The following is a 26,628-nucleotide window of genomic DNA, read 5'->3' on the forward strand; positions in this document are numbered from 1 at the left end:
GCACCGAGGTTCTGGAGCGGCGCGAAAAATCTCGAAGGGCTCTTCGACCTCGTGCAGGACAGCCGGGAGCGACTGGCAGCGGGCATCTAATGAATGCAACTAATTCGGTCCTCGTCGGTGGAAGCTGCCGACAAGCCTAGTGCGAGCCACGGCTATACGGTGCCTTGCACTGCGCCCCCGGGAAAATGCCACACGCTTCCTCGGCGAGACCGAACGGCCTCTCAGAATCGAGGGACGGTTGCAAGCGGCGCACGCCTGGGGGCATCAACTCTGATGCCGTACCAAAACATTTGGACCGCATGATCGATGCTGCGCTGGATTGCGTCGCGGAGGTCCTTTGGAGTAATGCCGGCCATCGCGCGCCGATGCAGGTCACCGCCAACGGAGTCGAAAAACTGCACGGCCGCGCGCTCGGGATCATCGAGGCGGATAAGGCCGCGCTCGCGCCAGACCGACAACATGCCGGCAAGATGTGCATAGGTGCGGTCGGGTCCGAGCTGGTAAAATGTCGTCGCAAGTTCGGGGAACCGGGTGCCCTCGGCGATGATCAGCCGCCAGAGACCGACAGCATCCGGAGCCATCGCGACCTCCATATAGCGCTGCGCGATATGCGCGAGCGCATGGCGGACGTCGGTGTGAACGACCTCGGGATCGCCGAACGCGGAAAGAATGCGCTCGGCGCGTTCCTCCACGATCGCGGCGAACAGGCCGTTCTTGCCGCCGAAAAATGAATATACGGTTGCCTTGGACGCCCCCGCGCGCTCGACGACAAGGTCAATGGTGGCGCCGCCGTAGCCGTTCTCCAGAAAGACTTCCAAGGCGGCGTCCAGAATTTGAGAGCGTCGTATCTCGCCGCGCGGTCTCGTCCTCGGCACTGCTGCTGTCGGCATGGCCCCTTGCTTTCCCCAAAACGTAACGTACATTACGGTATCATTGGAGGTCCGCGATGTCAAGTCGGCTCTTTGCCTCGGCAACATTCCCGGTCCCGCCCGCGACCGATCCGACCAGGCCCCTCACTCACCACGCAGGGCCAGAGTTGGCGACCACGCGCGGTTTCGCCGCCCGCCAAAATCCCCGGCCAGTTCGATCCTCGTCAGTGGAAGCTGCCGACAAGCCGGGTGTGAGCCCACGGCTATACGGTGCCTTGCACTGCACCACTCGGGAAAATGCCACACGCATCCTCCGCGAGACCGAACGGCTGCTCAGAATCTACGGCCATCGCAAAATCACCGTGGCGGACGTGGCCGACGCCTGCGGCTTCTCCGCTGCCAACGTCTATCGGTATTTTTCGAGCCGCCGAGCGATCCTCAATGCGCTTGCGGCGCACTACCTGCGCGAGACCGCACGCGCAGCGCTGGGTTGCGCAATCTGCAACAGCCATTCGGCGCGCGATCGGCTCAGCGGCTTTCTCGCCGGCTTGAACACGGCGCTGACGATCTTCGCCGATCGTGAACCGCGGGTCAGCCAGTTGCTTGCGGACGCCACGGCGGAGCAATGGCCCTGCTACACTCACTATGATGCGCGCCTCGTTCGCCACATCACCAAGATACTCTCCGCAGCGAGCGCATCCGGAGAGTTCAGGCTGGCAGATGATGCCGAGCAGGAAGCCCGGCGCGTGAAGGCGGCCGCCTGTGCCCTGGTGGAGCCGGACGTCGTCCGGTCCTGCCGGGACAGGTACGCCGGCTCCACGCGCGAGGCCGTGAGCCAGCTGATCGCAGACGCCATGTTGAGCCAATCCGTGTCGGCAAGCCAAGCTTCGCGACACGCTGACTAATGTCAGAAATTGCCCGCAGGGGAGAACGCCATGACTTTGAAAAACATTGGGGTCTTCGTCGACGCGACATCCGAAGGAGAGAAGCGGATCGACTATGCAGCTGCGCTCGCCCACCAGTGCGGTGCCCACCTTGCTGGGATTCACGTCGTATCCGCAGTTCGCCCAGAAGATCGATCCGATTACTACGTGATTGGCAAGAAGGCGATCCAAGCCTTGCTCACCGAGCGGAAAGCGGCCGACGAGGCCGCGACCTCCAATGTCCGCCAGCGCTTCGAAGCCATTTCAGCGAAGCGCGATCTCAGCGCAGAGTTCCGGGTGATCCGTCGAGGTGGACCTGACGAAGATCTTGCTCTCAGCTCGCTTCATTCCGATCTCGTGGTGATCGGTCAACGTGAGCTGCAAGAGCTGAAAGGCTACGCATCTCCCGAAAAGCTCCTGCTCGCCAGCGGCTCTCCCATTCTTGTCATACCGACCGGCTGGAAATCCGAGTCTATCGGCAACAAGATACTGGTCGGCTGGAACGCCAGCCGCGAGGCCCGGCGCGCAGTCGCTGACGCGCTCCCCTTCCTCGTGGCGGCCTCTTCCGTGACGCTATTGGTTGTCGATTCGGAGGAGAGGGCCGGCCGGCACGGCGAGGAGCCCGGTGCTGACATTGCGCTATATCTCGCGCGACACGGTGCCCGCGTCGAAGTAGAGCAGGTGTTGTCGCAAGGCGCTCGGGTTGCCGACATTATCCTGACCTTTGCGAAAGATCACGGCATGGATCTGATCGTCATTGGCGCCTACAGCCACCCCCGCTCTGTCGAGATGCTGTTCGGCGGCGTAACCCGGACGTTGCTGAAACTGGCGCCTGTTCCGCTGCTGGTGTCACGTTGAGCGAGTTACCACCTGAGAGCCGCGCGGGGATAAGCCATTTTTGCCTGCGGGGATATGGAAGATCGCAATGTCGGCTTTGCGCCGCGTGCGAAACGTATCAACGCTCCTGAGAAATTTCGTTCGTCAGCCAGAAACCCGCTCCGGAAAGATGGTTAGCGTGCATCTAGCTGTCATCGCGTGTCAGCAATAGCCCGCGCCGCATCAGCGATTGTCCTGGCAGTTGGAATCAGCACGGCTTGAAGCTCGGGGGCAGCTGGCATCCTGACATCGGGGGTCGTGAGCCGACGAGCGATAATCGGCATTATGTCGCCAACAAGCTCCAGAACGCGCACAATGATTTCCGCGCCAAATCCTCCGGTCCTGACCGCTTCGTGAACGACGAGAATCCTTCCATTAGCTGCTCGAACAACTTGCGACAGCGCGCCCTCGTCGAGCGGGTTGAGCCAACGCAAATCAAGCACCGATGCTTCAATTCCCTCTTTTGCCAGCACTTCTGCTGCGGTTAGCGCGTGGGACACCATCGTTCCCCACGTAATAATCGCTATGTCTTTTCCTTCCCGCCGCAGATGAGCTTTCCCAACGGTCTCCGCACCATCAGTAAGGTCGACGGGACCCTTTGTTTGATAAAGCCCACGAGCCTCGATCACGACGCAAGGGTCGGGATCCGCAGCAGCCGCACGAATGAGTGCGTAAGCATCGGCCCCAGTGGCCGCAAGTGCGACCTTTAGGCCAGGAACGTGCGCTAATATTCCTTCAATCGACTGCGAGTGCTGGGCACAGGAGCCAGGCGTCGCGCCCTGCTGCATGCGGACCACTATCGGGACATGCGACTTGCCACCCGTGATATAACGAATGTTGGCGGCTTGATTGACAAGCTGATCGAGTGCGACAAATACAAAGTCGGCCCACATGATCTCGACGATTGGTTTCATTCCAGACAAAGCTGACCCAACTGCTGAACCGAGGATGGCGTTTTCTGCAATCGGGGTGTCGAAGACACGGTCCTCGCCAAAGTCGCGTTGAAGGTATCGGCTACCACCAAAAATGCCTCCGGCCTTGCCGACATCTTCTCCGTAGACAAGCGTCGTCGGATCGGATTCAAGTTCCGCGCGCAGCGCCGCATTCACTGCGTCGATATAGCTCAACTCCTTGGTCTCGACGACTTTGGGTATGGCTTTGGTTGTAAGTGAAGCCACAACATGATGTTGCGCGGTTGCCGGATCGGGCAACGCTGATGCCATCAAGGACTCGGTCATTTCCTCAACACGCGCTGTTTGTACTGCAATCAGTTCCGCGATCTGTGCATCGTTCATAATCTTCGATTCGACGAGCCGTTTGCTCAATTGCGTGATCGGGTCGATGTCTGCCGCTGCTTGGCGATCCGCTTTCGGGCGATAGTGCTCGATGTCTCGGCTGTAGTGGCCCCACAACCGCGGAACGCGGCATTCGAGCAGGCTCGGGCCTTCGCCTTTCCGGGCGCGTTCGGCGGCGAGTGTGAAGCTGTCCCGAACAACGATCGGATCTGTACCGTCGATCGTTCCGGACGGAATTCCATAGCCGCTCGCGCGTTGCGCAAGTCGTTCGACCTTCACCATATCGCTTGTTGGCGTCAATTCAGCCCAGCCGTTGTTTTCTACGACGAAGATGACTGGAAGTTTTCGTGCCGCGGCAAAGGCGAAGGCTTCATGGACCGCACCTTGGTTCATTGCCCCGTCGCCGATCGTCACGACGACGACGCGGCCGTTCTTCCTGGCGAGATTGGCCATTGCCACACCGCAAGCCATTGTGGTGCCAGCGCCGACGATCGAATTCTCACCGATGAATCGCGTGTCTGGCGCCATCAGATATGCCGATCCTGCTCGACCGCCATTGACGCCTTCGGCACGCTGGCAGATCTCACCCATGACTGAACGCGCATCGAGCCCAGACGCAATGGCCCATCCATGACCGCGATACGTGCAGATCACCTGGTCATCGTCTCCTAGCGCAGCCATCGCACCAAGCGGCACGGCCTCCTGACCCGCGCAGAAATGCATCGACCCCATCACGCGGGGCGGATTCACCTGCGTCAGCGAAAACGCTTTGGTCTCGAATGCGCGGATATATGCAATCCGGCCCAGCATCTCGCGGGCAAAATTTGCCTCCGTAGACGGGATGATGGACTTTTTGGTTGCTGGCGCATTCATCTCAGCTCTCCTTGAATGGATTGTCTGGCCGGCGATGAGTCGCCGGCTAGAGGGTCTATCAATGTCGAATCATGCCGCCGTCAACGACGAGCACTTGGCCCGTCATGAAGGCCGAATCGTCTGAAGAAAGAAAAAGCGCTGCCCCAGTCAGATCACCAGGCACCTGCAGGCGCTTGATCGATTGCAAGATGTTGGGTAGCGCCTCGAACATCTGGGAGAGCGGTCCATTCTCGGTCGAACCCGCTCTGACGAGGCTCGGGGCAATCGCATCGACCGTGATCCCGTCACCACCGAGTTCCGCGGAAAGTGCGGGGGTAAAACCGATATTCGCGGCCTTTGACGAGACGTAGTGAACGAAACTCTCGATTTTCAGCCAGAACACGGTCGATGCCAGGTTGACGATCTTGCCGTAGCCGGCGCTCTTCATGCCGGGAACGAAGACCTTTGCCATTAGAAACTGTGAATCGACATTGATTTCGAAGATGCGTTTCCAATCCTCAAAGCTGCTGTCGTCAAAGGCTTCCATCGGATATACACCGGCATTGTTGATCAGGATATCGACCCGACCACACTCACCATGGACCCTCTCCGCAAAGCGCTTGACCTCGGCGGCTTCGAAACGTCAAGCCCGTAACTGAGGGCCTTTCGACCAAACCCCGCGCGGAATCATCGTCGACTCTGTCGATCGCTTTACGTTTTGAACGAACGCAAAGGCAGGAAATCGTCCTCCCTGATCGGTTCGAGCACAACCGGATCGTGGGTCGGCCAGATGATGTCGGCGCGCTTCTTGATGTCCTTCATGGCCCGCATCATGGATTCAAGATCGTAGAAGAGGCCGGCAGGTATCCCGGTGTCGATGTTGGCGTCGACCTTGCGCACGATGTCCCCAACGATGGCGACGACACCTTGCGCCGTGCGGACATAGACCGCTTGGCTCCCCGGCGTGTGCGTATTCGCGTAGAGCACGCAATCGATGCCTTCGAGGATTTCTTCGTCACCTTCGATCAAGTCCACCTGATCCCACAACGTGTGGACAAGAGCCGCAACATCGAGACGGTCGTAAAAAAGCTCTCTCGATCCGAACTCGAGAATCTTAGGTCCCATTGGTGCGGCCGCCGCAGCCAATTCGGATCGTTGCACGATGAAGCGCGCATTCGGCAGGGCTTCGCATCCGCCGGCGTGATCGTAGTGCAGATGTGTCAGAATGCAGGTTCCTATGTCCGCTGGTTTCAACCCGTGAAGTGCCAACGCTTCCGGCAGCGATTGCCCGATCGGAACACGGTGCGGACCGAGGCGATGCACGGACATCGCCCGTTCGGCGCTGCGCATCCCTGCGTCGACCAGGATCGGATGAGGTCCGCCGAGCACGAGAAACGCGAGGATCGGGACCGTGATGGGTCCCGACGACTTGGTCAGGCTCCAGAAAGCGTCAAGCACTTTCCCGACCTCCGCTTCGCCGAGACGAAGCGGCACGATCTTGTAAACCGCCTTGCTCACACTGCCTTCTCCTGCGCCTTCTTTATTAGGGACAAGACGCGCTCGGGCGAAAGCGGGGTGACACTCAATTCGACACCGAACGGTTTCAGGGCATCTTCGACCGCATTCATCACCGCAGGCGGCACGCCAACCGGGCCGCCTTCACCGCATCCCTTCGAGCCGATCGACGTGAAGGGCGACGGGCTCTCCCAATGGCCAACCTCGATTTTCGGAACGTCTGGAGCCTGCGGCAGCAGGTAGGTCCAGAGGCTCTTGTTCATTAGACGGCCATCGGCGTCGTAGCGAAGTTCTTCATTGAGAACGCCGCCGATGCCTTGCACCACACCGCCATGGACTTGCCCATCCACGATCATGGGATTGACCACCACACCGCTGTCGTGTGCCGCGTAGATGCGGTTAACGGATATCTTTCCGGTTTCGACATCGACTTCAACTTCGCAGGCGTAGCAGCAACTCGAATGGTTGGTGTAAATCGACAACGAGCCGACGTCGCTTGGAATCCAGCGGGCCTTGGAATGCGTCCAGGTATGGGTGGCTTCAAGGTTCGGATCGGTGCCAACCGGAACGGTGACCAACGGTCCCGGCCACAAGGTCACGCCGTTACCAATCTCGCGATAGGTTATTTTTTTCCCGCCCGCCTCGAAGCCACCTTCAACATGCGTGACGTCGTTGAATTGACCGCCCAGCATATTGCCAGCCATCGCCTGCAACTTGGCAACCAGCTTTTTGGCGCATTCGACGGCGGACGACACGCCGAAGCTGGACCCCCGGCTTGACCAGGCGCCGAGCCCGTAGGGGACGGTTTCGGTATTGCCGCAGATGATACGGATATTCTCCGGCGAGACCTTAAGCTGGTCGGCGACAACCTGGGCGTACGATGTTTCGATACCTTGTCCGATCTCCTGCATGCCAGTCAGCACCAGAAAATCGCCTTCCGGCATCATCCGGATTGTGGTCGTCTCATGCGCGTTGAAGATACAGTTCGGCACCGAGCCACCCGCTGGCTCCAACACCATCGCAAAACCAAGGCCGAGATACCTTCCTTCCTTGCGCGCCTCCTCCTGGCGCGTCCGGAATTCCGGGACATTCATGGCTTCTTCGGCCATGGACAGGATCGTGCGATAGTCGCCGCTGTCATAGATTGCGCCGGTCAGGATTTCGTAGGGGAACTGCTCTTTCTCGATGAAGTTGCGGCGCCGTAGTTCGTTGGAATCGATGCCGATTTGCTTGGCAGCCGCCTCCATGAACCGCTCGATGCCGAGGTTGGCGATGTCCTTGCCATATCCGCGATAGGCACCATAAGGCGCTTTATTTGTAACGACGCCGAGAACGTTGGTTTCATAAATCGGGAGCTGGTAATTGCCCTGGAAGTAAAAAGCGCCGACCAGAAGCTGGCCAGCTCCGGACGAACGGTTGGTGCCGTCGCACCCGCAATTCCCGACGATGTCCACCTTGAGCGCGGTGAACCTTCCGTCGGCGTCGAAGCCGCCTTCCATCTCGAGCACGTAGTCGCGGGAGTGAATCCCGGATAGAAGATTTTCTTCGCGTGTCTCCACCCAAAGGACGGGCTTTCCGGTCCGGAGGGCCAACATGCAGGGGATAATCTCGCCATCGACCTGAAGTTTCAAGCCGAACCCACCGCCGACATCCTTGGTGATGACGTGGACGCTGGCTTCAGGAAGTCCGAGACCTTGCGCCAAAAGCGTGCGCGATTGATGCACGGCCTGCGTGGACATCGTGACCGTGAGCTTCTTGGCACCCCGATCCCAAGCGGCCAGCGTCACGCGGCCTTCCAGCGGTACCGCCGTGTAGCGATGATGCGGCACCGTCAGTTTCACCTTGTGAGCCGAGCCGTCGATCGCCCCGCGAAGATCGCCGTGCGAGGCAAAGCGGTATTCGAGGCACTTGTTATCCTGCCAATCTTCGTAGAGCAGCGGCGCGTCTTTCGCCAAGGCATCGCTGGGCTCAAGCACCGGCTTCAACAGCTCGTACTCGACCTCGATTGCCTCAAGCGCGTCTTCGGCGATGTAGGGGTCCGTAGCGGCTATCGCGGCGACCGGCTCACCGTTATAAACGACCTTATCAACGGCGATGGCGTAACAAGTATTGAGCCGCATCGCGATATTGATGGTTGGCGGAAGCGGCTTGTAGTCTCGTTTTACATCGCTGCCCGTGATGATATCGATCACACCAGGAAGAGCGAGGGCCTTCGAGACGTCGATTTTCTTGATTCGTGCGTGAGCATGGGGACTTCGCAGGATCGCGCAATGCAGTGAATTCGAGGGCGCAAGATCGGCGGCATATTGTCCGTACCCGGTCAACAGGCGAGCGTCCTGCGAGCGTTCAATCCGCTTGCCGACCCAGGTGTCCTTTCCGCCGCCGGGCTGATGATGCTTGTGCTCGGCCGGAGCAACTTTCTCGCCGCGCATCTCCGCGGCACCGGCCATGATAGCCTCGACGATATTGTGATATCCTGTGCAGCGGCAGATGTTGCCCGCAATCGCGTGCCGAACCTCGGCCTCTGTCGGGCTTGGATTGCGTTTCAGCAAGTCCTTCGCTGACATCAGCATACCGGGCGTGCAGTAGCCGCATTGAAGTCCGTGATGCTGTTTGAAAGCCCTTTGCAGCGGGCTGAGCTGTTCTGGTGTTCCGATGCTTTCGACTGTTTCGATCGAGCATCCGTCCACCTGAGCGGCCAGCACCATGCAGGATTTGGTCGGCTCGCCATCAACGTGAACAGTGCATGCGCCGCAGCGACCGTCATCGCATCCGGTATGGGTCCCCGTCAGCTGTAGCCCCTGGCGGATGAAATCCACCAGAAGCGTACGCGACGGAACCTCGGCTTCATAGCCTTCACCATTGACGGTAAGGGCAATCTTGGCCATCGGAGATTTGGCGGCGGCAGTACCTGCGGTCTTCTTTGGATTCGCGATAATGTTCATGGCTAGTCCCTTGACGGCTTGACTACAGCGCGGCGCGAATGGCGCGCTTGGCGATGACCGGAAGGATGGAACGCCGATATTCGCTGTTCGCGTGCGCCGTATCCGGCGGCGAAACCGTGCGCGCCAACTCCGCCAGCGCCAGATCCGTCGCGAGATCGTCGATGCCGTGTGACGCGACTGCGGCTTCTACTGCGGTAGCTCGAACGATCCGACGATGCACTTGACCAAGAGCTAAGCCCAGTTCGAGCCTCCCGCTCTTGCGCGTCACAAAAGCCGCTGCGCTGCCAATGCTGGCGTCTGCGGTTCGGCGCGACAGGCGAACATAGGCCGACTTGTCGGCCGCACCGAAACGCAGCTCCGTGATGAGTTCGCTCACCTCGATCGGTGACTTTTCTGCCGCCACGAATTCGGCGCCATCGATGCGTCGCTCACCCGACACGCTCCTTACAACCACTTCACCCTTGCTTGCCGCAAGGACGACACCGATGTCTACGGACCAGCCAGCCGGCGACCAGGTGCCGCAAATGTTTCCCGCTGCGGTGCCGCGATTGCGTATCTGAACGTCACCGATGAAGCCCGCGGCCTGATGCAGCGCGTCGCATTTGTCCTTTACAAGCGGGCTGGCCGCAATGGCAGCAAGTTTTGTTGTGGCACCAACGACAAGGACATCGCCGTCCATATTGATATAATCGAGTTCATCAATATGCGAGATATCGACCAGTCGGCGGGGTGACAATTGACGCTGACGCATGTCGCGCAGCAGGCTCTGCCCGCCTGCGATCGGCGATCCGTACTGTAGATACCCGAGAGCTTCCGCGACGTTCGCGGCGCGGACAAAGTCAAATTCAGCGGGTCGCATGAGGGACCCCTGTCACGTTTTGCGTGGCAAACTGCGTCGTTGAGGCTACCGCGGGTGTTGACATTGCATACCTCCCTTACCGATGCCGATTTCGGCAGAAACGATTTTATTGTTGTTTTCAGGGTCCTCCGCTGCGGATTATTATCAATCCATTGCTAATGACCAACTGCTCACTTGGGTTATAGATGCTGGTGATCAGGTGGTCAATAACGATTTGTTGAAAAACGGGGTAAGATCGTTTTCGCGGGGAATCGACGGTAGGCATCACGATGAACAAACGGGTGACAGGAATTGGCGACGCAAAGGCCAAGACGCGTATGCGTCTCGATCCTGTTGCGCGCCGGGAACAGATTGTTGCCGCCGCTGTCTCAATCATCACCGAAAATGGGATCACCTTTAATACGCGTGACCTCGCCGAACGGATCGGTCTCAGCCACCCCCTGCTCTTCAAATACTTCGGCTCAAAGGAGGAATTGATCGAGGCCGCGGTGCAACGCGTATTTGAAGGGCGTTTCGTAGGTGCAATTCGCGATATGCAGAGCGCCCCAACCGAGAATATGATCGAGCGCTGGAGCCAATTTTACAGTGAGTATTTTCCTCAACTTTTCGATCGCACGTGGATCAGGGTCTTCTTTTCGCTGGCGTTGCATGAACAGGGCGTCACGATGCGGTATCTTGACCGAATCGTTCTGCCGCTTGTGGAACGATTGGCTGCTGACACCGAGCGCTTCGCACTCGGAAAAACAGCTCAAAAGAACTCATCAACTCACGCGCTCAGCCTTGAACTCGCCTGGGCGCTCCACGGCAGTCTGGTCTACGTCAGCATTCGCCAGTGGATATATCTTTTGCCCGTCGGCGACAGTAGTGGCGAGTTCATCGGGGCGCGGGTCAAGGCGCACTTCATCGGCGCAAAGGAAGTTCTGAAACAATCGTAAGATACCGTCTACCCCGTACCTGACTAAGCACAAGGGCGGCAACGACGCCCAGAAAAAGTTGCGCTTACGCGGTTCCTGCGATCGATCTGGCGAGGCCACTCAAAGCAAAGGCCGGAATAGCTGCTTGAGGAGAGCCTTGCACGCCGCGAGGTATTGTGCACGGACGCCCCATGGACCGACGGATGTCCACCGAGAGAGTGCATGTCATCACCGTAGCTGGCACGATATCGTCGCCGCGCACGACTGGACGTCACTCACCGGAGCCGACCGCTAGAATGCAGCTCATTGGCGGGTTGATGATGGCGGCAAGCACCTCCGGCGCAGAGTACTCGAGACCGAAGACCTTGGAATCGGGATTGCGTCAATCCGCAAAACTAGCATTTGAGGTTCATAGCTGCTCTTTCCGAAGAAGCCTTATTATTCAATGCTTAAGCCGCCGATTTCGCTTAAGATATTCCGCAACTCGGATCTGAAATGGTGGACCTGCGCAAGTGAAGAAGCGAGCGATAGAAGACGGAGGACGCGAGCGCGTGTGCCAGGCGGCCATGCGCCTTTACGCGGAGGGCGGACTGGAAGCCGTCACCATGCGGACCATCGGTAACGAGCTTGGAGTAAGCTCTATGATGCCCTATCGCCACTTTACCTCCAAGGACGAGATTTTTGTGGAGATTCGGGCACGCGTCTTCGAAAATTTCGCGAACTACCTTGAGCGGGCCGTCTGTGGAGGAACGACCCCCCTTCAACGGTTTGTCACGTATTTCTACGCGTACGCCGGCTTCGCGCGAGACGCCTCACGAGATTACCGCTTTATCTTCGACCGCTGGCCGAAGGCCCAATATGACATCGTCCTTGAACGGGAAGGCAAGGAAGCCTTCTCAAAGACGCGATCATTCGATCTTCAGCTCCAAGTCACAGCCGACTTGCTCGACAAGCCGGTCGAGTCCCGCCAAGTCCTGGAGAGCGCGCATATCATCTGGCAATGCCTGCACGGATTGGTCGCATTACACATCGCAAAGAAACACGGCTTTGGCCTGACCATCGAAGATTTGCTTCGGCCAACCATCATATCGCTTCTTAAGGGACTCTTTCCTGAACAGGAGCTCACGACGCTCCGGCGCCCCGCTTTGGCAGCCGCCGTTGGATTGATCAGTTCCAACGGAGGGGATGAGGAAAAGAAGCTCGGCCGTCGCCGCCGCTCCAAACCGAAACAAGACAAGTGACAAGTCGCACTTTCCCTGCGTTGCATAAAATGACAAACTACAGGGCAAGGGGCGCGCACCATTCCTAGATCGAACGCGGCGATCACGTTGCATGTCTCGAAAAAAGGACGCCGCTCAAAGAGCGGCGTGAGCTCGGCCGCTGCGAGGGCGGCCGGGAGGTTTGCGAAAATGCCAATGGCTATGCCACGTGATCCGGCGTTTAGTTTTTGGTCAGCAGAAGACAGTTTCCGGGGCCGGAATGCCTCGTTTGCGGGAACCGTGGTGCGAGCTTGTAGTACCACTGACGCGCGAGTTGGTGGCGAAATCCGGCTTATTCTGGTGATCGGCGAAGATCATTTCAACCTTCATGCCTTCGGACCGAAGATTGAAGTCTTCGATCGCTTTCTTGGCCGCCCAGACTGATCCGGGAGCGGTTGGATCGGAGTACACCCCGGACATATCCGTCAGAACGCCGTTTGACGACGCCTTCCGTTATTTGAGCTGGCGCAACGCTACTCCATACGAAGGCTAGGACAACCTTGCATTACTTCGCGGACAGACGGACGCCTCCGTCGAGACGAATAGTTTCGCCATTGATCATGACGTTGCTGATGATATCCCCCACCAGAAGACCGTATTCCCGCGGCCGGCCGAAACGTTGCGGAAAGATCATCATCTGCCGCAGACCGTCCTGTACCTTTTCTGGTACACCGCTCATCATGGGCGTTTCGAAAAGCCCCGGCGCAATCGTCACCATTCGGATTCCGCTTTTTGCAAGGTCACGGGCGATGGGAAGGGTCATTCCCGCGATGCCGGCCTTGGATGCCGAATAGGCGGCTTGACCGATCTGGCCATCGAACGCTGCGACAGACGCCGTTCCGATAATGACGCCACGCTCGCCGTCCTCGTCTGGTTCGTTGGTACGCATAGCGTTGGCAGCGACACGAAGCATGTTGAACGTGCCGATCAGATTGATGTGGATGACGCGCTGAAACAGCGTGAGCGACGCCGGGCCGCGTTTGCCCAACACGCGCTCGCCATCGGCGACACCAGCGCAGTTCACCAAAGCGTGGACCGCGCCGAACGTTTCGGTAGCGACTTTGACGCAGGCAACGGCATCATCTTCCGATGTCACGTCCGTTCTAATAAATATTCCGTCGATCTTCTTTGCAAGCTCACGGCCCCTCTCCTCGGCCTTGTCCGCAATCACCAGGTGAGCTCCCTGCGCGGCCAAATGCTCGGCTGCCGCAGCTCCGAGGCCCGATGCTCCGCCTGTCACGATCACCGTGCGCCCGTCGATATTCATGTCCTATTCTCCGAGTTTTGTTTTTTGACGACCGGACAGAAATCCGGCGAGTCCTTCCATCAGACTTGGCGAGGATTGAATCACGCCCTCCATGACGGCTTCGGTAAAAAAGCCGTCGTCGGCGCTCATATCGGCGATATGAGGCAGCGCGACTGTGATCGCGAAATTCGTTTCAGGCGAATTAGTGGCGATCTTGCGCGCAAGCTCCATGGCCTTCTCTTCAGCTTTTCCCATCTCCGAGAGATAGTGGGACAGGCCGAGGCTCTGGCCTTCCGACGAGCCGAACACCCGGCACGTCAGCATCATTTCCTGCATGCGAGAGACGCCGATGATCCGCGATGCGCGGACCGACGCCCCGCCGCCCACAAAGAAGCCGTGCTTTGTCTCCGGCAGCGCATAGTAGGCCGAGGGACACGCTACCCGCACATGGGCGACAAGCGCGAGTTCGAGACCACCTCCAATTACGGGACCCTTCAAGGCTGCGACGATCGGAATGCCCCTCCGTTCCATCCGTCGGAAGCAGTCATGCCAGCTTCGAGAATGGTGGACAGCGTCGAATGGCGATCGCGCCACCTGCTCCGACAGATCGAGCCCCGCACAGAAGCTCTGCCCCTCGGCAGTCAGCAGGACCACGCGGACGCCTGACGGGATATTTAGCCAGATATCGTTCAGGCGCGCGATCATCGCATCATTGATGGCGTTGTGCTTGGTCGGCCGTCGAAGATCGACATGCAACACCGCCCCATCCACCTGCGTGTGGATATGATCCTTCAGACCACTCATCCGCGTAAATCCAGCAGAATCGCCATGCCCTGCCCGCCACCTGCACAGGCTGCGGCGATGGCGTAGCGCTCTCCACGCTTCTCAGCCTCGCGCGCTGCCGTCAGCGTGCAGCGCACGCCGGTTGCGCCGAGCGGATGCCCGATAGCGATGGCGCCCCCGTTGGGATTGTAGCGTTCGTGGTCGATTCCCAGTTCACGCTCTACAGCAAGAGCCTGCGCGCCGAACGCCTCGTTCACCTCTATGCATCCGATGCTGGCAATAGAAAGGCCGCTGCGCTCCAGCAGCGCGCGGATTGCCGGCGCAGGCCCAATGCCCATCACTTCAGGCGGCACACCCTCGACCGCCACCGACACAATTTTCGCCAGCTTCTTTATACCTTCGCCTTGCGCGAGCTTGCCCGACGCGACGACGACCGCGGCGGCACCATCAACGATTGCCGAAGAGTTTCCGGCGGTTTGCACGCCCTTAAACGAAGGCTTGAGCTGCGCGAGCTGTTCCAGCTTCGTCTCGCGAATATGATCGTCGATCGCGTGCTCGGTCACACCTCGGGGCAGCACGGTGCGCCGCTCGGCATAACCTTCGAGTTGATGCGTTTCGGCGCGGAATGCAACGATCTCGCTTTTAAAGTATCCCTTAGATTGCGCGGCCACTGCTCTTGCAAAACTATCCGCCGCGAATTCATCAACCTCAGCTCGGCTGAGCTGATAACGTTGCGCGAGGTTTTCCGCAGTCTGTCCCATGACGACATTCGGAGCTGGATCGCGCAGCGTTTCCCAGAGCGAATCATAGAACTTGACGTCGCCGAGCCGGAAGCCGGATCGCATGCCATAAGCAACTATCGGATTTCGCGACATCGACTCCGTTCCGACCGCAAGCGCGGCGCGGGCGCCACTCTGAACCGCGGATGCAGCTTGCGACACCGCCTCGAAACCTGAGCAACAAATGCGGTTCACGGTCAGCGCGGGCTTTTCGACTCCGACGCCTGAGTACAGCGCGATATGCCGCGACAAATAGTATGAATCCACACTCGTCTGCGCGACGCTCCCCGTTACTGTCACGTCGATCAGATCCGGTGAGACATCTGTACGCTGCAACGCCCCTTTTGCCGCCACGATACCAAGATCCGTCGCGGAATTATCCCGAAGCGCGCCATTGTAATCGGCGAACGGCGTCCTTGCCCCGCCCACCAGCCACACGTCATCAAAGCTCAGATACATCTCGTCTTTCTCCTTAAACGGAATACATAATAACCGCAGGGTCTGGCCTGCCGTCGTAGAGGCGCTCAACGTCCGTGCTGCGACGGGTCAGAACGGCGGATTGATTGATGTGTTGTCGGTGAGCTCGCCCGCATCGAGGGATGGCGGCTCGTTCTGCAGGATGGCCGATGCTGAGAGGCCGACCGGCGTCGATATAGGACCTCCCACCGTTCCGCAGCGGCATGTTAAGATCGCCTGAATGCAATAGACCGCCGCCCTGCCCCGACGCGCAAATAGCCTCGCAATTAGAAATCCATGGATGCCAGCAGCATCGCACCTTCGCCCTCTCGATTGTGCAGCTACGCGGCCGCCTTCAGACGGGTGATATCGCTTAATGTGTACATTGTAAACGAAAATGTTTACGATATAAACCGCATCGATGCCCGTGACGCGTACACTTCAACGGGCGCGACAACACGACGAGACGCGGACCAGTAATTGGAAGAGATCGCCCCGCTCGCGAAACTGAACAGCAAATTGGAGGGAGCCATAACCAGCATTGATCATGAAGATGCAGCTAATCGCTAACGGATCGATCGTGCCGGTGGCTGATGCTGTACCAGTTCCTACACTCTCTCAACAATCTATCGTACGAGCCTCATCGCCGCACTTCATAGTAGAGATTTCCGGGATCGCGGAAATCGTGGAGCTTGAAACGCGTGAATCCTGCCTTGCGACTCATGCGCTCGGCTACGTCGGGGTTGAACCCCAACGTACCAAGTCCCGCGCCACCCGGCTCCGACATCGCTGACGCCATGCAGGTAAAAAGCGAGAACCCATACATCATGGCAAGCATCGGATTGCGAAGGTTGTCCTCGAATTTCGGCTTGCTGCGGATGTCCTTGATGAACCACGTTCCATCGTCCGCGAGCCGGCGATAAATCTCGGCGATCGCCGCCTGGGGCTGCGTCATGTCATGCATGCAGTCGAACGTGATGATCAGGTCATATTGCTCCGGCAGGGGGAAGCGCTCGGCAGGTGCCACAAACACGCGGAGATTCGTCAGCTCGGTCTCGACCGCCCGCACCGCGACGTGCTCGACCGCAAACCGGCTCGGGTCCATCGCGTGAAAAATCGAACGCGGATACGCCTTGGCCAAGGCGATCACCAGCGCACCGTCCCCACAACCGATATCCGCAACCAGGGCGCCGTTTTCGAGCTTGCCGGCCACACCCTCAAGTGCCGGTATCATTTTCGGGATCACGGACCTTTCGGCCGCGATACGATGGCGACCCTCGCTCTTGGTGACAGCTGCCATACCATCGGATTCGTAGGTTTTGCCGATGCCGGTCCTGAATGATTCCATCAACCCGGCAAGCTGGCCGGACGGATGCCCGCCCACAAAGCTGCTGGCAGCAAATCCTGATGCCTCGCCGTTGGCGAGCAGATCGCTCGCCTCGCGCGGCAGTTCGAAGCGGTCGTCGCCGCAATAGGCAAGAACCCGCGCGGCCGCCTGCAGCCTCATCCACTCGAGCAGCCAACGCGGATGCAACCCGGTTTTTGCAGCCAGCTCGTCAGCTGACAGAGGACCGGCATCGGCCATCGCCTTGAAGAGACCGAGCTTGTCTCCGACATGAATCATCGCAGCAATCGTTTCTGCCTGCCGATATTGCCAAATCATGTTCGCGTATTGCCGCGCGGCATCTCCAGACTTGCGCGTTGCGTCATCCTGCACGTGGTCGGTCATGATCTCCTCGCTAATTTATTTGCCGTGAAACGCAGCGCCACCGGCCGGCCCTCAGCCACGAATTTCTGGTCCCATCAGCCCCGCGGGTGCATCATGAATTCCACGACGCGACCTTTTCCGCTCGCCGCATGGAGCTGCTTCATTCCGAAGGATTGGCAAATGAAGCGGCGTAGGGCCGCTTTGCGCCACGAGCGAATATTATGCATGCGCAGCTAGTGTCATGTCGCTGGGTTCCCAAGTCCTTCCACCAACGTGCTCAATGCCGCATCCAACGGGGCCGATCCCACCTTCTCTGATACCAACAGCCCATCGATCGCAAGCATGGTCATTCCGTGGATGAGCCCCCAGCCGGCCGCGGCCTGTCCTTCTATCGGCCGCTTGCGAATGCTCCCCGCGTCCTGGCCGCGGCGGAGGATTTCGAGGAGAACGTCGAAGACCGCCAGCGCCCGCTCATCGAGATGTATGCCCACCGCTTGCCCCTCCTCCGCGCTGTACATCAGGCGGTAGAGAGCCGGGTTGTCCGTTCCGAATGCGACGTAGGCACGAGCTACCTTGGTAAGTTCGTCGCGCAAAGATTTGGGCGCTGTGGGCTTCGCCGCCGATAGAGATTCCCGCAACCGGTCGAACCCAATCATGGCGAGTTCTGCAAGCAGCGCGGCCTTGTCCGGAAAATGCTTGTAGGGTGCCGCGTGGCTTACACCAGCTCGGCGGGCGACTTCCCGCAGCGTGAACTGCCAGCCCTTCTCGTCCCGAAGCATATCCAACGCCGTCTCGATAACCGCCCGACGGAGATCACCGTGGTGATAGGGCCGGCTGGGTGCGTCCTGCATGGTACCTCGAAGTTTCTTGTGTATACATTGTTGACAATGGCTACTTAGGCGCCTATGTCAAGGGCGTAAGTTTCTCCTGTCTACATCGGAGTGAACCATGAACGCTGTCGCAAAAGTCACCGATGCTGATCGGCCTGGCAGGCTTCTCGCCCGCCAGCGTGCTGCCTTCCTGCGCGACGGAGCGCCTCCGCTGGCGCAGCGACGCGCTGACCTGTCCAGGTTCAGGGCCACGCTCATCGCGCACCGCAAAGCCATCGAAGATGCCATCAATGCCGATTTCGGCCATCGCTCGAAGTACGAGACGGCAATCATGGAGGTGGGAGGCGTCGCCGAAGGTACGAAGTATCTGATCCGCAATCTTCGCAAATTCATGGCGCCGAGCCGCCGCCATGTCGCGCTGCACATGCGGATAGGCAACGCCCGCATCGAATACCAGCCGCTTGGCGTCGTCGGCGTGATGTCGCCGTGGAACTACCCGGTCAACCTGTCGCTGATGCCAGCTATCACAGCCATCGCCGCCGGAAACAGAGTCATGCTGAAACCCTCGGAGTTCACGCCCGCCACCAATGCGCTGCTCGTTGAAATGCTCGGCGAGATATTCTCTGAAGATCAGTTCGCGATCGTCACTGGCGATGCGGCCGTGGGGGCCGGCTTCACGGCCTTGCCGTTCGACCACCTGGTCTTCACTGGGAGCACAGCAGTAGGGCGCTCGGTGATGAAGGCCGCAAGCGACAACCTCGTTCCCGTTACCCTCGAACTCGGGGGCAAGTCGCCGAGCATCGTTGCGAAGGGCCACGCCCTCGACCGGGCGGCGGCGGCGATTGTCTACGGAAAGCTGCTCAGCGCCGGACAAACCTGCATCGCCCCGGATTATGCACTCGTCCACGAAAGCGACGTCGACGCATTCGTCACGGCATATCACCGGAAGGCGGCGTCCTTTTATCCTGATGGTCCGACGAGTGAGCATTACACCTCGATCATCAACGAGCGGCACTATGCCCGGCTTCAGGGTCTGATCGACGACGCTCGCTCCAAAGGAGCGCAGATCGTCGAGGTCGGCAACGGGCCCGGCGATGCAATCCGTCGCCCCAACACGGTCGCGCCAACCGTGGTGCTCGGTGTCACCGGCGACATGCGCATCGCTCACGAGGAAATCTTCGGCCCGGTCCTGCCGATCTTTCCCTACCGCGACATAGAAGAAGCGATCGCCTATGTAAACGCCCGGCCCCGGCCGCTCGCGCTCTACTATTTCGGTGCCGATGACGAAGACCGGCGCAAGGTGCTGAGCCGAACGACCTCCGGCAACGTCACGATCAACGGCACGATCATGCACATCGCCCAGGATGACTTGCCTTTCGGCGGCGTCGGTCCCAGCGGCATGGGCGCTTACCATGGCGTCGAGGGCTTCCGTACCTTCAGCCACGCCAAGGGGATCTACGAGCAGGGCCACTGGAACCTCTCCAACCTTCTGCGTGCCCCGTTCAGAAAGCCGATCGATGCCATCCTCAACGTGATGCTCCGGTGATCGGCATGGCGTCATCAAGTCGAGCTCAGGAGCATCAGCACATGACCACCCACACGTCGCCGCCGCTACGCGGTTCATGCGAATGTGGCGCCTGCTCGTTCGAGGTGCATACTGCGCCAAAGGGCAGATTCCGGTGCCACTGCCTGATCTGCCAGGCGTTCAACGGCAAACCGTTCGCGGATGTGATCGCCGTTCGCGCCAAGGATGTCGTGCTGAAGAACGCCGCCAATATCTCATTCAGGAAATACCGTCCGCCGCCGAACTTCAATCGCGGGGTCTGCCGAACTTGCGGCAAGCCGGTTGTGGAGGTCGCGGGCGTCGGGCCGTTCAAGGTGATGTTCATCCCGGCCAGCAATTTCGAGCCCGAGGCCCGGCTGCCGCCGGTTCGGATGGATATATTCTATCACCGTCGTGTGCTGGACATGCCCGGCAGCTTGCCCAAATACAGCGGCTATTTCCCGAGCCTGTTGGCGGTCGGGAAAATGATCATGAGCGGCTTGTGAATGGCAAGTCGATCTAACGAGTGGCATTCACGGGATGGTGTCGGCGCTGTCGGGGCGCTCCGAGGAAAGTCTTTCGGCACGTCCCGGTGCTCCAGTCCAACGTTCAGGCGGCGCGAATTTCGAAAGACGCTCTGGAGACGGTACACGCCTAGACGCGACTTCGTCGGCACTTTTTTGTCTTCGGAAATCCTCGCTGGCGGGATGCGACGAACGCGTAAAGGGGGACGCCGAAACCAGCAGAAATCCTTGGCAATAGGCTACTCGTTCGTAAGCTTCGGATTCCTCGGGATACACAACGTCCGTGACGGCGTGATGCTTGTGAGTGGGTTGGAGATACTGCTCTGCAAGCGGATTACCACAAAACAATCGAGCAGATCGTCGCTGCCACAATCAGCAGACAGCCTGTTCTTGCAGCAGCTTCTGACCCCAACTTCCATTTGACAGAAAATGCTTTATCGATGAATATATGTAATAGCATATATTATGTGGGCCGGAGAAGAGGCGTTTCCATGCAGGGGCAAGTACCATCTCGCGGCTGGCTGATCGTCGCCATGCTGTTTCTGTTCATGCTGATCAATTTCGCGGACAAGGCGATCCTTGGCCTCGCGGCCGTGCCGATCATGCGCGACCTCGCGCTCGACCACACGACCTTCGGTCTAATCGGCACCAGCTTCTTTGCGTTCTTCTCGATTTCGGCCGTGCTCATTGGCTTCGTCAGCAACCGCTTCCCGACCAAGTGGATCTTGGGTGTGATGGCGCTGTCCTGGTCGGTCGTTCAGCTTCCGATGTTGCTTCCACTCGGCCTAGTCGCACTCTTTGCCAATCGAATTCTCCTCGGCTTTGGTGAAGGGCCCGCCTATCCGGTCGCCTTACACGCAATTTACAAGTGGTTTCCTAACGATCAGCGGCCGCTGCCGACCAGCATCATCTTTGCAGGAGTGGCCTGCGGAGCGGGCTTGTTTGCTCCCCTGCTCGTCCACATCATCGTGGAGTACTCCTGGCGCACGGCCTTCGGCCTGTTGGGGGTGGTCGGCCTCGCGTGGTGCGCGGTCTGGTACTTCGTTGGCAAGGAGGGGCAACTCACGGACCAACCTGCCGCGTCGGCGCGAACGGAGGGCTCAACCGTGCCTTACGCGCGACTGCTCACCTGCCCGACTTTCGTCGGTCAGACCATCGCCGGCTTTGCCTCCTACTGGCTCGTCGCCCTCTCCGTCGTTTGGCTGCCCGCCTATCTCACCAAGGCTGTCGGGTACAAGCCGAGCGAAATGGGGTGGATTGTCGCGATGCCGTCGCTGGTGCAAATCGTCATGCTGCCGCTGATGTCTCGTCTCTCGGAAGCCTTGAAGCGGCGCGGCTTGACGAGCCGGATTGCGCGAGGAGGCTTGGCCTATGGCGGTTTACTAGCTTCCGGTCTCCTCACGGTCCTGCTGCCATACACGACCGGATTCGTGCTGCCCGCCGTTTGCGCCACCTTGGCGTTTTCACTCGGTGGACTAATCCCGATCCTCGGTCCGGTTATGCTGGCGGAGATTACGCCGTCGCAGCAGCGCGGCGCAGTTCTCTCCATCGGGAATGCTGCGGCCACGCTGGCCGGCCCGCTGGCGCCCGTCATCACCGGAATGATCGTCGACCGGGGCGTAACCGCCGGCGCCGGGTTCGGCACCGGATTCATCTGGGCCGGCGCGATTGTCTCGGTGCTTTCAATCCTCGCATTCCTGCTGATCAATCCCGACAGGGACCGCGTCCAACTCGCGTCGGCTTCCGCTCAAGCCGCGGGTGAATCCATTCCGGAGCCAAGTCGCTGAATTGGCTCAAGCCGCGGCATCCCTAGGAGGAAAAGCTGATGGACATGAAGAACGGCAATTTCCTGCGGGAAGTGAACACGAAATATCAGTTTCACCCGATGATTCACCCGATGGTCTCGCGGCAGCGGCCTCCGCAGATCATCGTGGGCGGGGAAGGCTGCTACGTAACGGATATCGACGGGAAGACATATCTCGACGGCGTCGGAGGATTGTGGAACGTCAATGTCGGACACAACCGGAAGGAAGTGAAGGCGGCCATTGCCGCGCAAATGGACCGCATCAGCTACTATTCGTCATTTGCGGCCACCACGACAGGTCCTTCGATCGAGCTCTCGGCCAAGATCATCGAGATGGCGAGCGACGAGGACATGGACAAAGTGCTCTTTTCCGCCAACGGCTCGGATGCGGTGGAGACGGCACTCAAACTTGCGCGACAGTACTGGAAGCTCTCGGGTGAGCCGCTGCGCACCAAGTTCATCTCGTTGAAGCAGGCCTACCACGGGGTGCACTTCGGCGGCGTTTCCGTCAATGGCAGCAGCGTGTACCGCACAAAGTACGAGCCGTTGGTGCCGGGCTGCTTCCAGATCGATTCGCCTTGGCGGTATCGCAATCCGTGGTCGCAGGATCCGGACGAACTGGCCGGCATCGTCGCAAACCAACTCGAGCGAGAGATCCTGCATCAGGGCGCGCATACGGTGGCGGCCTTCATCGCGGAGCCGGTGCAGGGGGCCGGCGGGGTGATCGTGCCGCCGAAAAGCTTCTGGCCGATGGTGCGCGAGGTCCTCGACCGCTTCGGCGTTCTGCTCATTTCGGATGAAGTCGTCACGGGATTCGGCCGGACCGGCTCGATGTTCGGTGCGCGCGGCTGGGACGTCAAGCCGGACATCATGTGTCTCGCCAAAGGATTGTCTGCCGGATACATTCCGATGGCAGCTACCGTTCTGAACAAGCGGGTCGCATCCGCCTGGTACAACGCCGTGACGCCCGAAGGCGTCGTCATGCACGGCTATACGGCGACAGGCCATCCGCTCGGTTGCGCCGCTGCGCTCGCGGTTCTCGATATCGTGGAACGTGAAGATCTTCCCGCCAATGCGGCCGCCCAAGGGAAGCGACTGCTCGATGGGCTGCAAAAGCTCGTCGAGTTGTCCTCGATCGTCGGAGAAGTCCGTGGCAAGGGCCTCATGGTCGGGGTCGATCTCGTGAGCGATAAGACGACCAGGAAGCAGCTAGATCCCGCAACCGGCTTTGCGGAGATGGTGGCCGGATTTGCCCGCGAGGAGGGCGTGATTGCGCGCCCGGCCGGCCCGACGATGATCTTGTCGCCGCCGCTGACCATAAGTCAACAACAGGTCGACAAGATCATCGACGCCTTGACCATTGCGTTCGGTCGTTTTGAGCAGGCGCGGGCGCGTACGGCTTCCTAAACCGATCGAAGCGGGCGGCAGAAGAGGGCAAATTGGATGAAGCGTACGGGCCGCACGGGGTTCTACTTCAGCGAACGATGTCTCTGGTTCAGCGCCGGTCAGGCGGCGCTCGTGCTTCCGATCGGAGGATGGGTTCAGCCTGTGGCAAGCGGGGGCCATGCTGATTCCCCAGAGAGCAAGCGTCGATTGAAATCATTGATGGACGTCTCGGGGCTGACGGAGCAGCTCGACGTGATCGAGGCAGGACCGGCCAGTCGAGAGGAACTGCTGCGTATTCACACTGCCGCCTATATCGACGAGTTCAAGCGGCTGAGCGATGCGGACGGCGGTGCGCTCCACCGATCTGCGCCATTTGCGCGCGGCAGCTTCGAGATAGCCTTGAACTCCGCCGGACTGGTTCGACAGGCCGTACTTGATGTCGCAAGCGGAATGCGTCGCAACGCTTACGCGGTTTCGCGGCCATCCGGCCATCATTGTCTTCCCGGTACTCCCATGGGCTTCTGCCTGCTGGCAAATGTGCCGATTGCGATCGAGGCGGCCCGGGCGCAGCACGGCCTCACCCGGGTCGCGGTGCTTGACTGGGATGTCCATCACGGCAACGGCACGCAGGCGTGCTTCTATGATCGCGCGGACGTGCTCACCATCTCGCTTCACCAGCACAGCTGCTTTCCACCGGGTGGGTCGGGCAGCATCGACGAGGCCGGTGAAGGCGCGGGGCTCGGCGCCAACATCAATGTTCCGCTCTGGCCCGGGAGTGGGCACAAAGCCTACATCGAAGCCTGTGAGCATATTGCGATGCCCGCACTGCGCGACTTCCGGCCCGAATTGATCGTAGTGGTCAACGGACTCGACGCCAACGGCGTCGATCCGCTTGCACGAATGCTTGCGCATAGCGATACGTTCAGGACGATGACGCGCATGGTAAAGGCGGTCGCCGATGAGTGTTGCGACGGACGCCTGGTGATCGTGCAGGAGGGGGGGTACGCGGAGACCGCCGTTCCATTTTGTGCGCATGCGGTTATCGAGGAACTTGCGGGCGTCCGCTCCGGCGTCGATGATCCGTATCTGCAGCTATTGCAGCAGCAACAGCCGCCGAGTGCATTCGACGATGCTCACCACAAGGAGCTCAGTCGCCACCCCAAGTATCGTCAGGTCTGACCTGCGAAGCCGGGCAATAGAGGCACAGTGCCTCGCAGGACGGCGAAGCGTGTCCGCGGGAATGCGAAACCTCGAAAACTAGGGCAGGGAGAGCTCGATGCGCGAAGTGAAGAACATTCTTTTCATCATGTTCGATCAGCTGCGGTTCGACTATCTGAGCTGCTCCGGCCATCCTTCGTTGAAGACGCCGAACATCGACCAGCTCGCTGCCAGGGGCGTCCGGTTCACGCGCGCCTATGCGCAATCGCCGATCTGCGGATCCTCGCGCATGAGCTTCTACACCGGGCGTTACGTCCACAGCCATGGTGCGCAACGCAACAATTTTCCGCTAAAGATCGGCGAACAAACGCTCGGTGACCATCTGCGCGCCGGCGGCGTCGACGCCTACCTCGTGGGGAAGACCCATATGGAGGTCGACGCCGCCGGGCTGTTGCGTCTGGGCATTGCGCCTGATTCAATCATCGGCGCGCGCATCGCCGAGTGCGGCTTCGACATCGTCGTCCGCGACGACGGCCTGTGTGCAGAAGGACCCGACGGCTTCTACGATGAGCGTCGTTCGCCGTACAATGAATATCTGAAATCGCGAGGATATCCGTCGTTCAATCCGTGGCATGCGCACGCGAACGCCGGAATCGACGAGAATAAAGACATCGCGTCTGGATGGTTGATGAAGAATGCCGACAAGCCGGCCAATATCCGCGAGGAAGACTCTGAGACGCCCTGGCTTACAACAGAGGGCATCAAGTTCCTCGAGCAACATCGAAAGCGCGATAAGCCCTGGCTATGCCATCTTTCCTATATCAAGCCACACTGGCCATATATCGTGCCTTCGCCATATCATGCTCTCTATGGCACTCATCAGATTTTGCCCGCAATGCGCCATGAGCGGGAACGCCTCGGTGCGCACCCGATCTACGAAGCCTTCATGCAGGGTCAGATTTCTCGCACTTTCTCGCGTAACGACGTGCGATCCAAGGTGATCCCGGCCTACATGGGCCTAATTAAGCAGTGCGACGATCAGATGGGACGACTCTTAGCGTATCTCGAGGAAGCTGGCCTGATGGACAATACGCTGATCGTGATCACCTCCGATCATGGCGACTACCTTGGCGACCATTGGCTCGGCGAGAAGGGGCTGTTTCACGATTGCTCTGTGAAGATCCCGTTGATCATCTACGATCCTTCCCCTTTCGCCGATGGGACGCGCGGCACGACCTGCGACGAATTGGTCGAGGCGATCGACTTGGCCCCGACCTTCCTTGAGGCGGTGGGCGCGGAGGTGCCTGCGCATATCCTCGAGGGGCGATCCCTTCTGCCGTTTCTGCGCGGCGAGAAGCCAGCATCGTGGCGCGAGTTCGCGGTCAGCGAGTACGATTACTCAACAAGCCCTCCGGCGTCCAAGCTCGGCCTCCCCTTGCGCGACTGCCGCCTCTTCATGGTGGTCGACCGAAAGTGGAAGTTCTGGCATTTCGAGGGAGGCTACCGACCCTTGCTCTTCGATCTCGAGAATGATCCGGAGGAATTGGACGACCTCGGAGCAAGTGAAGCGTATGCGTCCGTCATCGAGGAGATGTACGAGCGGCTTGGCCGTTGGGCACGACGTTTGTCGCAGCGTACGGCGATCTCTGACATCGAGGTTCTTGCGCAGCGCGGAGGGGCAATTCGCAAGGGGATTCTCTTAGGGCTTTACGACGGCACCGAGGTTCCGAAGGAGTTGCTCTCTCGAATACATGGAAGGTCAGCAGCCCGTTTTGTTGGTCCAGATACTGGGCCGGGATATCGAACTGAACCTGAAAGTGCTCAGCCCGAACCGGCGGCACCTCGGACGTGATCTGCTGGATCGACGCGCTCGAATGCGCGCAGCCATGGATTGCCGGAGTCGGTCTTTGCGGAGGAGACGCTCTCTGGGTCGATCAGAGGAGTATTGTTATTCAAAGCCGATCTTCGCCGGCGAGGCGCCCATTTGGAAATGCCTGCTAAGCAATTGATACTACTAGAGGATCTAGGATAAAATTAGATCAATCTTAGTGCACCTCAATCACGCAGAGATAGGCAAACCACCTAAATCCCAGGCGCTGAGTGA

Annotated in this window: 21 protein-coding genes and 2 pseudogenes; 10 read left to right on the top strand and 13 right to left on the bottom strand. The window is 59.4% G+C overall.

The window, feature by feature from the left end; translation table 11 throughout:
• Positions 1–221: 221 nt before the first annotated feature.
• The gene (locus GWG65_RS31375) at positions 222–977 is read right to left on the bottom strand and encodes a TetR/AcrR family transcriptional regulator (RefSeq protein ID WP_342760684.1); all 756 of its coding nucleotides are present in this window, start codon (positions 975–977) and stop codon (positions 222–224) included.
• Between the two features lie 119 nt (positions 978–1,096).
• On the opposite strand from GWG65_RS31375, the gene GWG65_RS31380 reads away from it, so the two are divergent.
• Positions 1,097–1,774, top strand: a complete 678-nt coding sequence (locus GWG65_RS31380; RefSeq protein WP_275199351.1) for a TetR/AcrR family transcriptional regulator — start codon at positions 1,097–1,099, stop codon at positions 1,772–1,774.
• A 30-nt stretch (positions 1,775–1,804) separates the two neighbouring features.
• Positions 1,805–2,650, top strand: coding sequence for a universal stress protein (locus tag GWG65_RS31385; RefSeq protein WP_275199352.1), 846 nt, complete (start codon positions 1,805–1,807; stop codon positions 2,648–2,650).
• Positions 2,651–2,820: 170 nt separating this feature from the next.
• Here GWG65_RS31385 and GWG65_RS31390 read toward each other — a convergent pair whose 3' ends face one another.
• The 5 genes and pseudogenes from GWG65_RS31390 to GWG65_RS31410 all read right to left on the bottom strand — a co-directional run bounded on the left by GWG65_RS31390 (position 2,821) and on the right by GWG65_RS31410 (position 10,134).
• Entirely contained in the window at positions 2,821–4,836 is a 2,016-nt protein-coding gene (locus GWG65_RS31390) for an alpha-ketoacid dehydrogenase subunit alpha/beta (protein ID WP_275199353.1), read from the bottom strand.
• A 58-nt stretch (positions 4,837–4,894) separates the two neighbouring features.
• Positions 4,895–5,437, bottom strand: a pseudogene (locus tag GWG65_RS31395) (SDR family oxidoreductase); the annotation flags it as partial.
• Between the two features lie 89 nt (positions 5,438–5,526).
• The gene (locus tag GWG65_RS31400; RefSeq protein ID WP_342760685.1) at positions 5,527–6,333 is read right to left on the bottom strand and encodes an N-acyl homoserine lactonase family protein; all 807 of its coding nucleotides are present in this window, start codon (positions 6,331–6,333) and stop codon (positions 5,527–5,529) included.
• Entirely contained in the window at positions 6,330–9,275 is a 2,946-nt protein-coding gene (locus GWG65_RS31405) for a molybdopterin-dependent oxidoreductase (RefSeq protein WP_275199355.1), read from the bottom strand. The genes GWG65_RS31400 and GWG65_RS31405 overlap by 4 nt, the downstream gene beginning before the upstream one ends.
• Positions 9,276–9,297: 22 nt before the next feature.
• On the bottom strand, positions 9,298–10,134 hold the full coding sequence (locus GWG65_RS31410; protein WP_275199356.1) for an FAD binding domain-containing protein: 837 nt from the start codon (positions 10,132–10,134) through the stop codon (positions 9,298–9,300).
• Positions 10,135–10,403: 269 nt separating this feature from the next.
• Between GWG65_RS31410 and GWG65_RS31415 the strand changes: the two genes are divergently transcribed.
• Positions 10,404–11,069 (top strand): TetR/AcrR family transcriptional regulator, encoded by a 666-nt coding sequence (locus GWG65_RS31415; protein WP_275199357.1) that lies wholly within the window; start codon positions 10,404–10,406, stop codon positions 11,067–11,069.
• A 491-nt stretch (positions 11,070–11,560) separates the two neighbouring features.
• Positions 11,561–12,289, top strand: a complete 729-nt coding sequence (locus GWG65_RS31420) for a TetR/AcrR family transcriptional regulator (protein ID WP_275199358.1) — start codon at positions 11,561–11,563, stop codon at positions 12,287–12,289.
• Positions 12,290–12,499: 210 nt separating this feature from the next.
• Here the strand turns inward: GWG65_RS31420 and GWG65_RS40515 are convergent, their stop codons facing one another.
• From GWG65_RS40515 to GWG65_RS31450, 6 genes are all read right to left on the bottom strand, one after another.
• Positions 12,500–12,727, bottom strand: coding sequence for a hypothetical protein (locus GWG65_RS40515; RefSeq protein WP_342760686.1), 228 nt, complete (start codon positions 12,725–12,727; stop codon positions 12,500–12,502).
• Positions 12,728–12,812: 85 nt separating this feature from the next.
• Positions 12,813–13,574, bottom strand: a complete 762-nt coding sequence (locus GWG65_RS31430; protein ID WP_275199360.1) for an SDR family NAD(P)-dependent oxidoreductase — start codon at positions 13,572–13,574, stop codon at positions 12,813–12,815.
• A gap of 3 nt (positions 13,575–13,577) precedes the next feature.
• Positions 13,578–14,357, bottom strand: coding sequence for a crotonase/enoyl-CoA hydratase family protein (locus tag GWG65_RS31435; protein WP_275199361.1), 780 nt, complete (start codon positions 14,355–14,357; stop codon positions 13,578–13,580).
• The gene (locus tag GWG65_RS31440) at positions 14,354–15,574 is read right to left on the bottom strand and encodes a thiolase family protein (protein WP_275199362.1); all 1,221 of its coding nucleotides are present in this window, start codon (positions 15,572–15,574) and stop codon (positions 14,354–14,356) included. The genes GWG65_RS31435 and GWG65_RS31440 overlap by 4 nt, the downstream gene beginning before the upstream one ends.
• 637 nt (positions 15,575–16,211) lie before the next feature.
• Positions 16,212–17,300 (bottom strand): class I SAM-dependent methyltransferase, encoded by a 1,089-nt coding sequence (locus GWG65_RS31445; RefSeq protein WP_275199363.1) that lies wholly within the window; start codon positions 17,298–17,300, stop codon positions 16,212–16,214.
• 218 nt (positions 17,301–17,518) lie between these two features.
• A complete protein-coding gene (locus tag GWG65_RS31450; RefSeq protein ID WP_275199364.1) occupies positions 17,519–18,130 on the bottom strand; it encodes a TetR/AcrR family transcriptional regulator in 612 nt (203 codons plus the stop codon).
• Between the two features lie 97 nt (positions 18,131–18,227).
• Between GWG65_RS31450 and GWG65_RS31455 the strand changes: the two genes are divergently transcribed.
• Positions 18,228–19,655: a coniferyl aldehyde dehydrogenase gene (locus GWG65_RS31455; RefSeq protein WP_275199365.1), complete on the top strand. Its 1,428-nt coding sequence runs from the start codon at positions 18,228–18,230 to the stop codon at positions 19,653–19,655.
• Positions 19,656–19,660: 5 nt separating this feature from the next.
• Positions 19,661–20,158, top strand: a complete 498-nt coding sequence (locus tag GWG65_RS31460) for a GFA family protein (RefSeq protein WP_275199378.1) — start codon at positions 19,661–19,663, stop codon at positions 20,156–20,158.
• Positions 20,159–20,317: 159 nt separating this feature from the next.
• On the opposite strand, the pseudogene GWG65_RS31465 reads toward GWG65_RS31460, so the two are convergent.
• Positions 20,318–20,497, bottom strand: a pseudogene (locus tag GWG65_RS31465) (lipoyl synthase); the annotation flags it as partial.
• Between the two features lie 212 nt (positions 20,498–20,709).
• On the opposite strand from GWG65_RS31465, the gene GWG65_RS31470 reads away from it, so the two are divergent.
• The 4 genes from GWG65_RS31470 to GWG65_RS31485 all read left to right on the top strand — a co-directional run bounded on the left by GWG65_RS31470 (position 20,710) and on the right by GWG65_RS31485 (position 26,376).
• On the top strand, positions 20,710–21,963 hold the full coding sequence (locus tag GWG65_RS31470; RefSeq protein ID WP_275199366.1) for an MFS transporter: 1,254 nt from the start codon (positions 20,710–20,712) through the stop codon (positions 21,961–21,963).
• 44 nt (positions 21,964–22,007) lie between these two features.
• Positions 22,008–23,387 (top strand): aminotransferase class III-fold pyridoxal phosphate-dependent enzyme, encoded by a 1,380-nt coding sequence (locus GWG65_RS31475; RefSeq protein ID WP_275199380.1) that lies wholly within the window; start codon positions 22,008–22,010, stop codon positions 23,385–23,387.
• Positions 23,388–23,423: 36 nt separating this feature from the next.
• A complete protein-coding gene (locus GWG65_RS31480; protein WP_275199367.1) occupies positions 23,424–24,545 on the top strand; it encodes a class II histone deacetylase in 1,122 nt (373 codons plus the stop codon).
• Positions 24,546–24,642: 97 nt separating this feature from the next.
• Entirely contained in the window at positions 24,643–26,376 is a 1,734-nt protein-coding gene (locus GWG65_RS31485; protein WP_275199368.1) for a sulfatase-like hydrolase/transferase, read from the top strand.
• Positions 26,377–26,628 lie beyond the last annotated feature (252 nt).

The sequence above is a fragment of the Bradyrhizobium sp. CSA207 genome, assembly GCF_029051685.1.
Classification (GTDB): Bacteria; Pseudomonadota; Alphaproteobacteria; order Rhizobiales; family Xanthobacteraceae; genus Bradyrhizobium.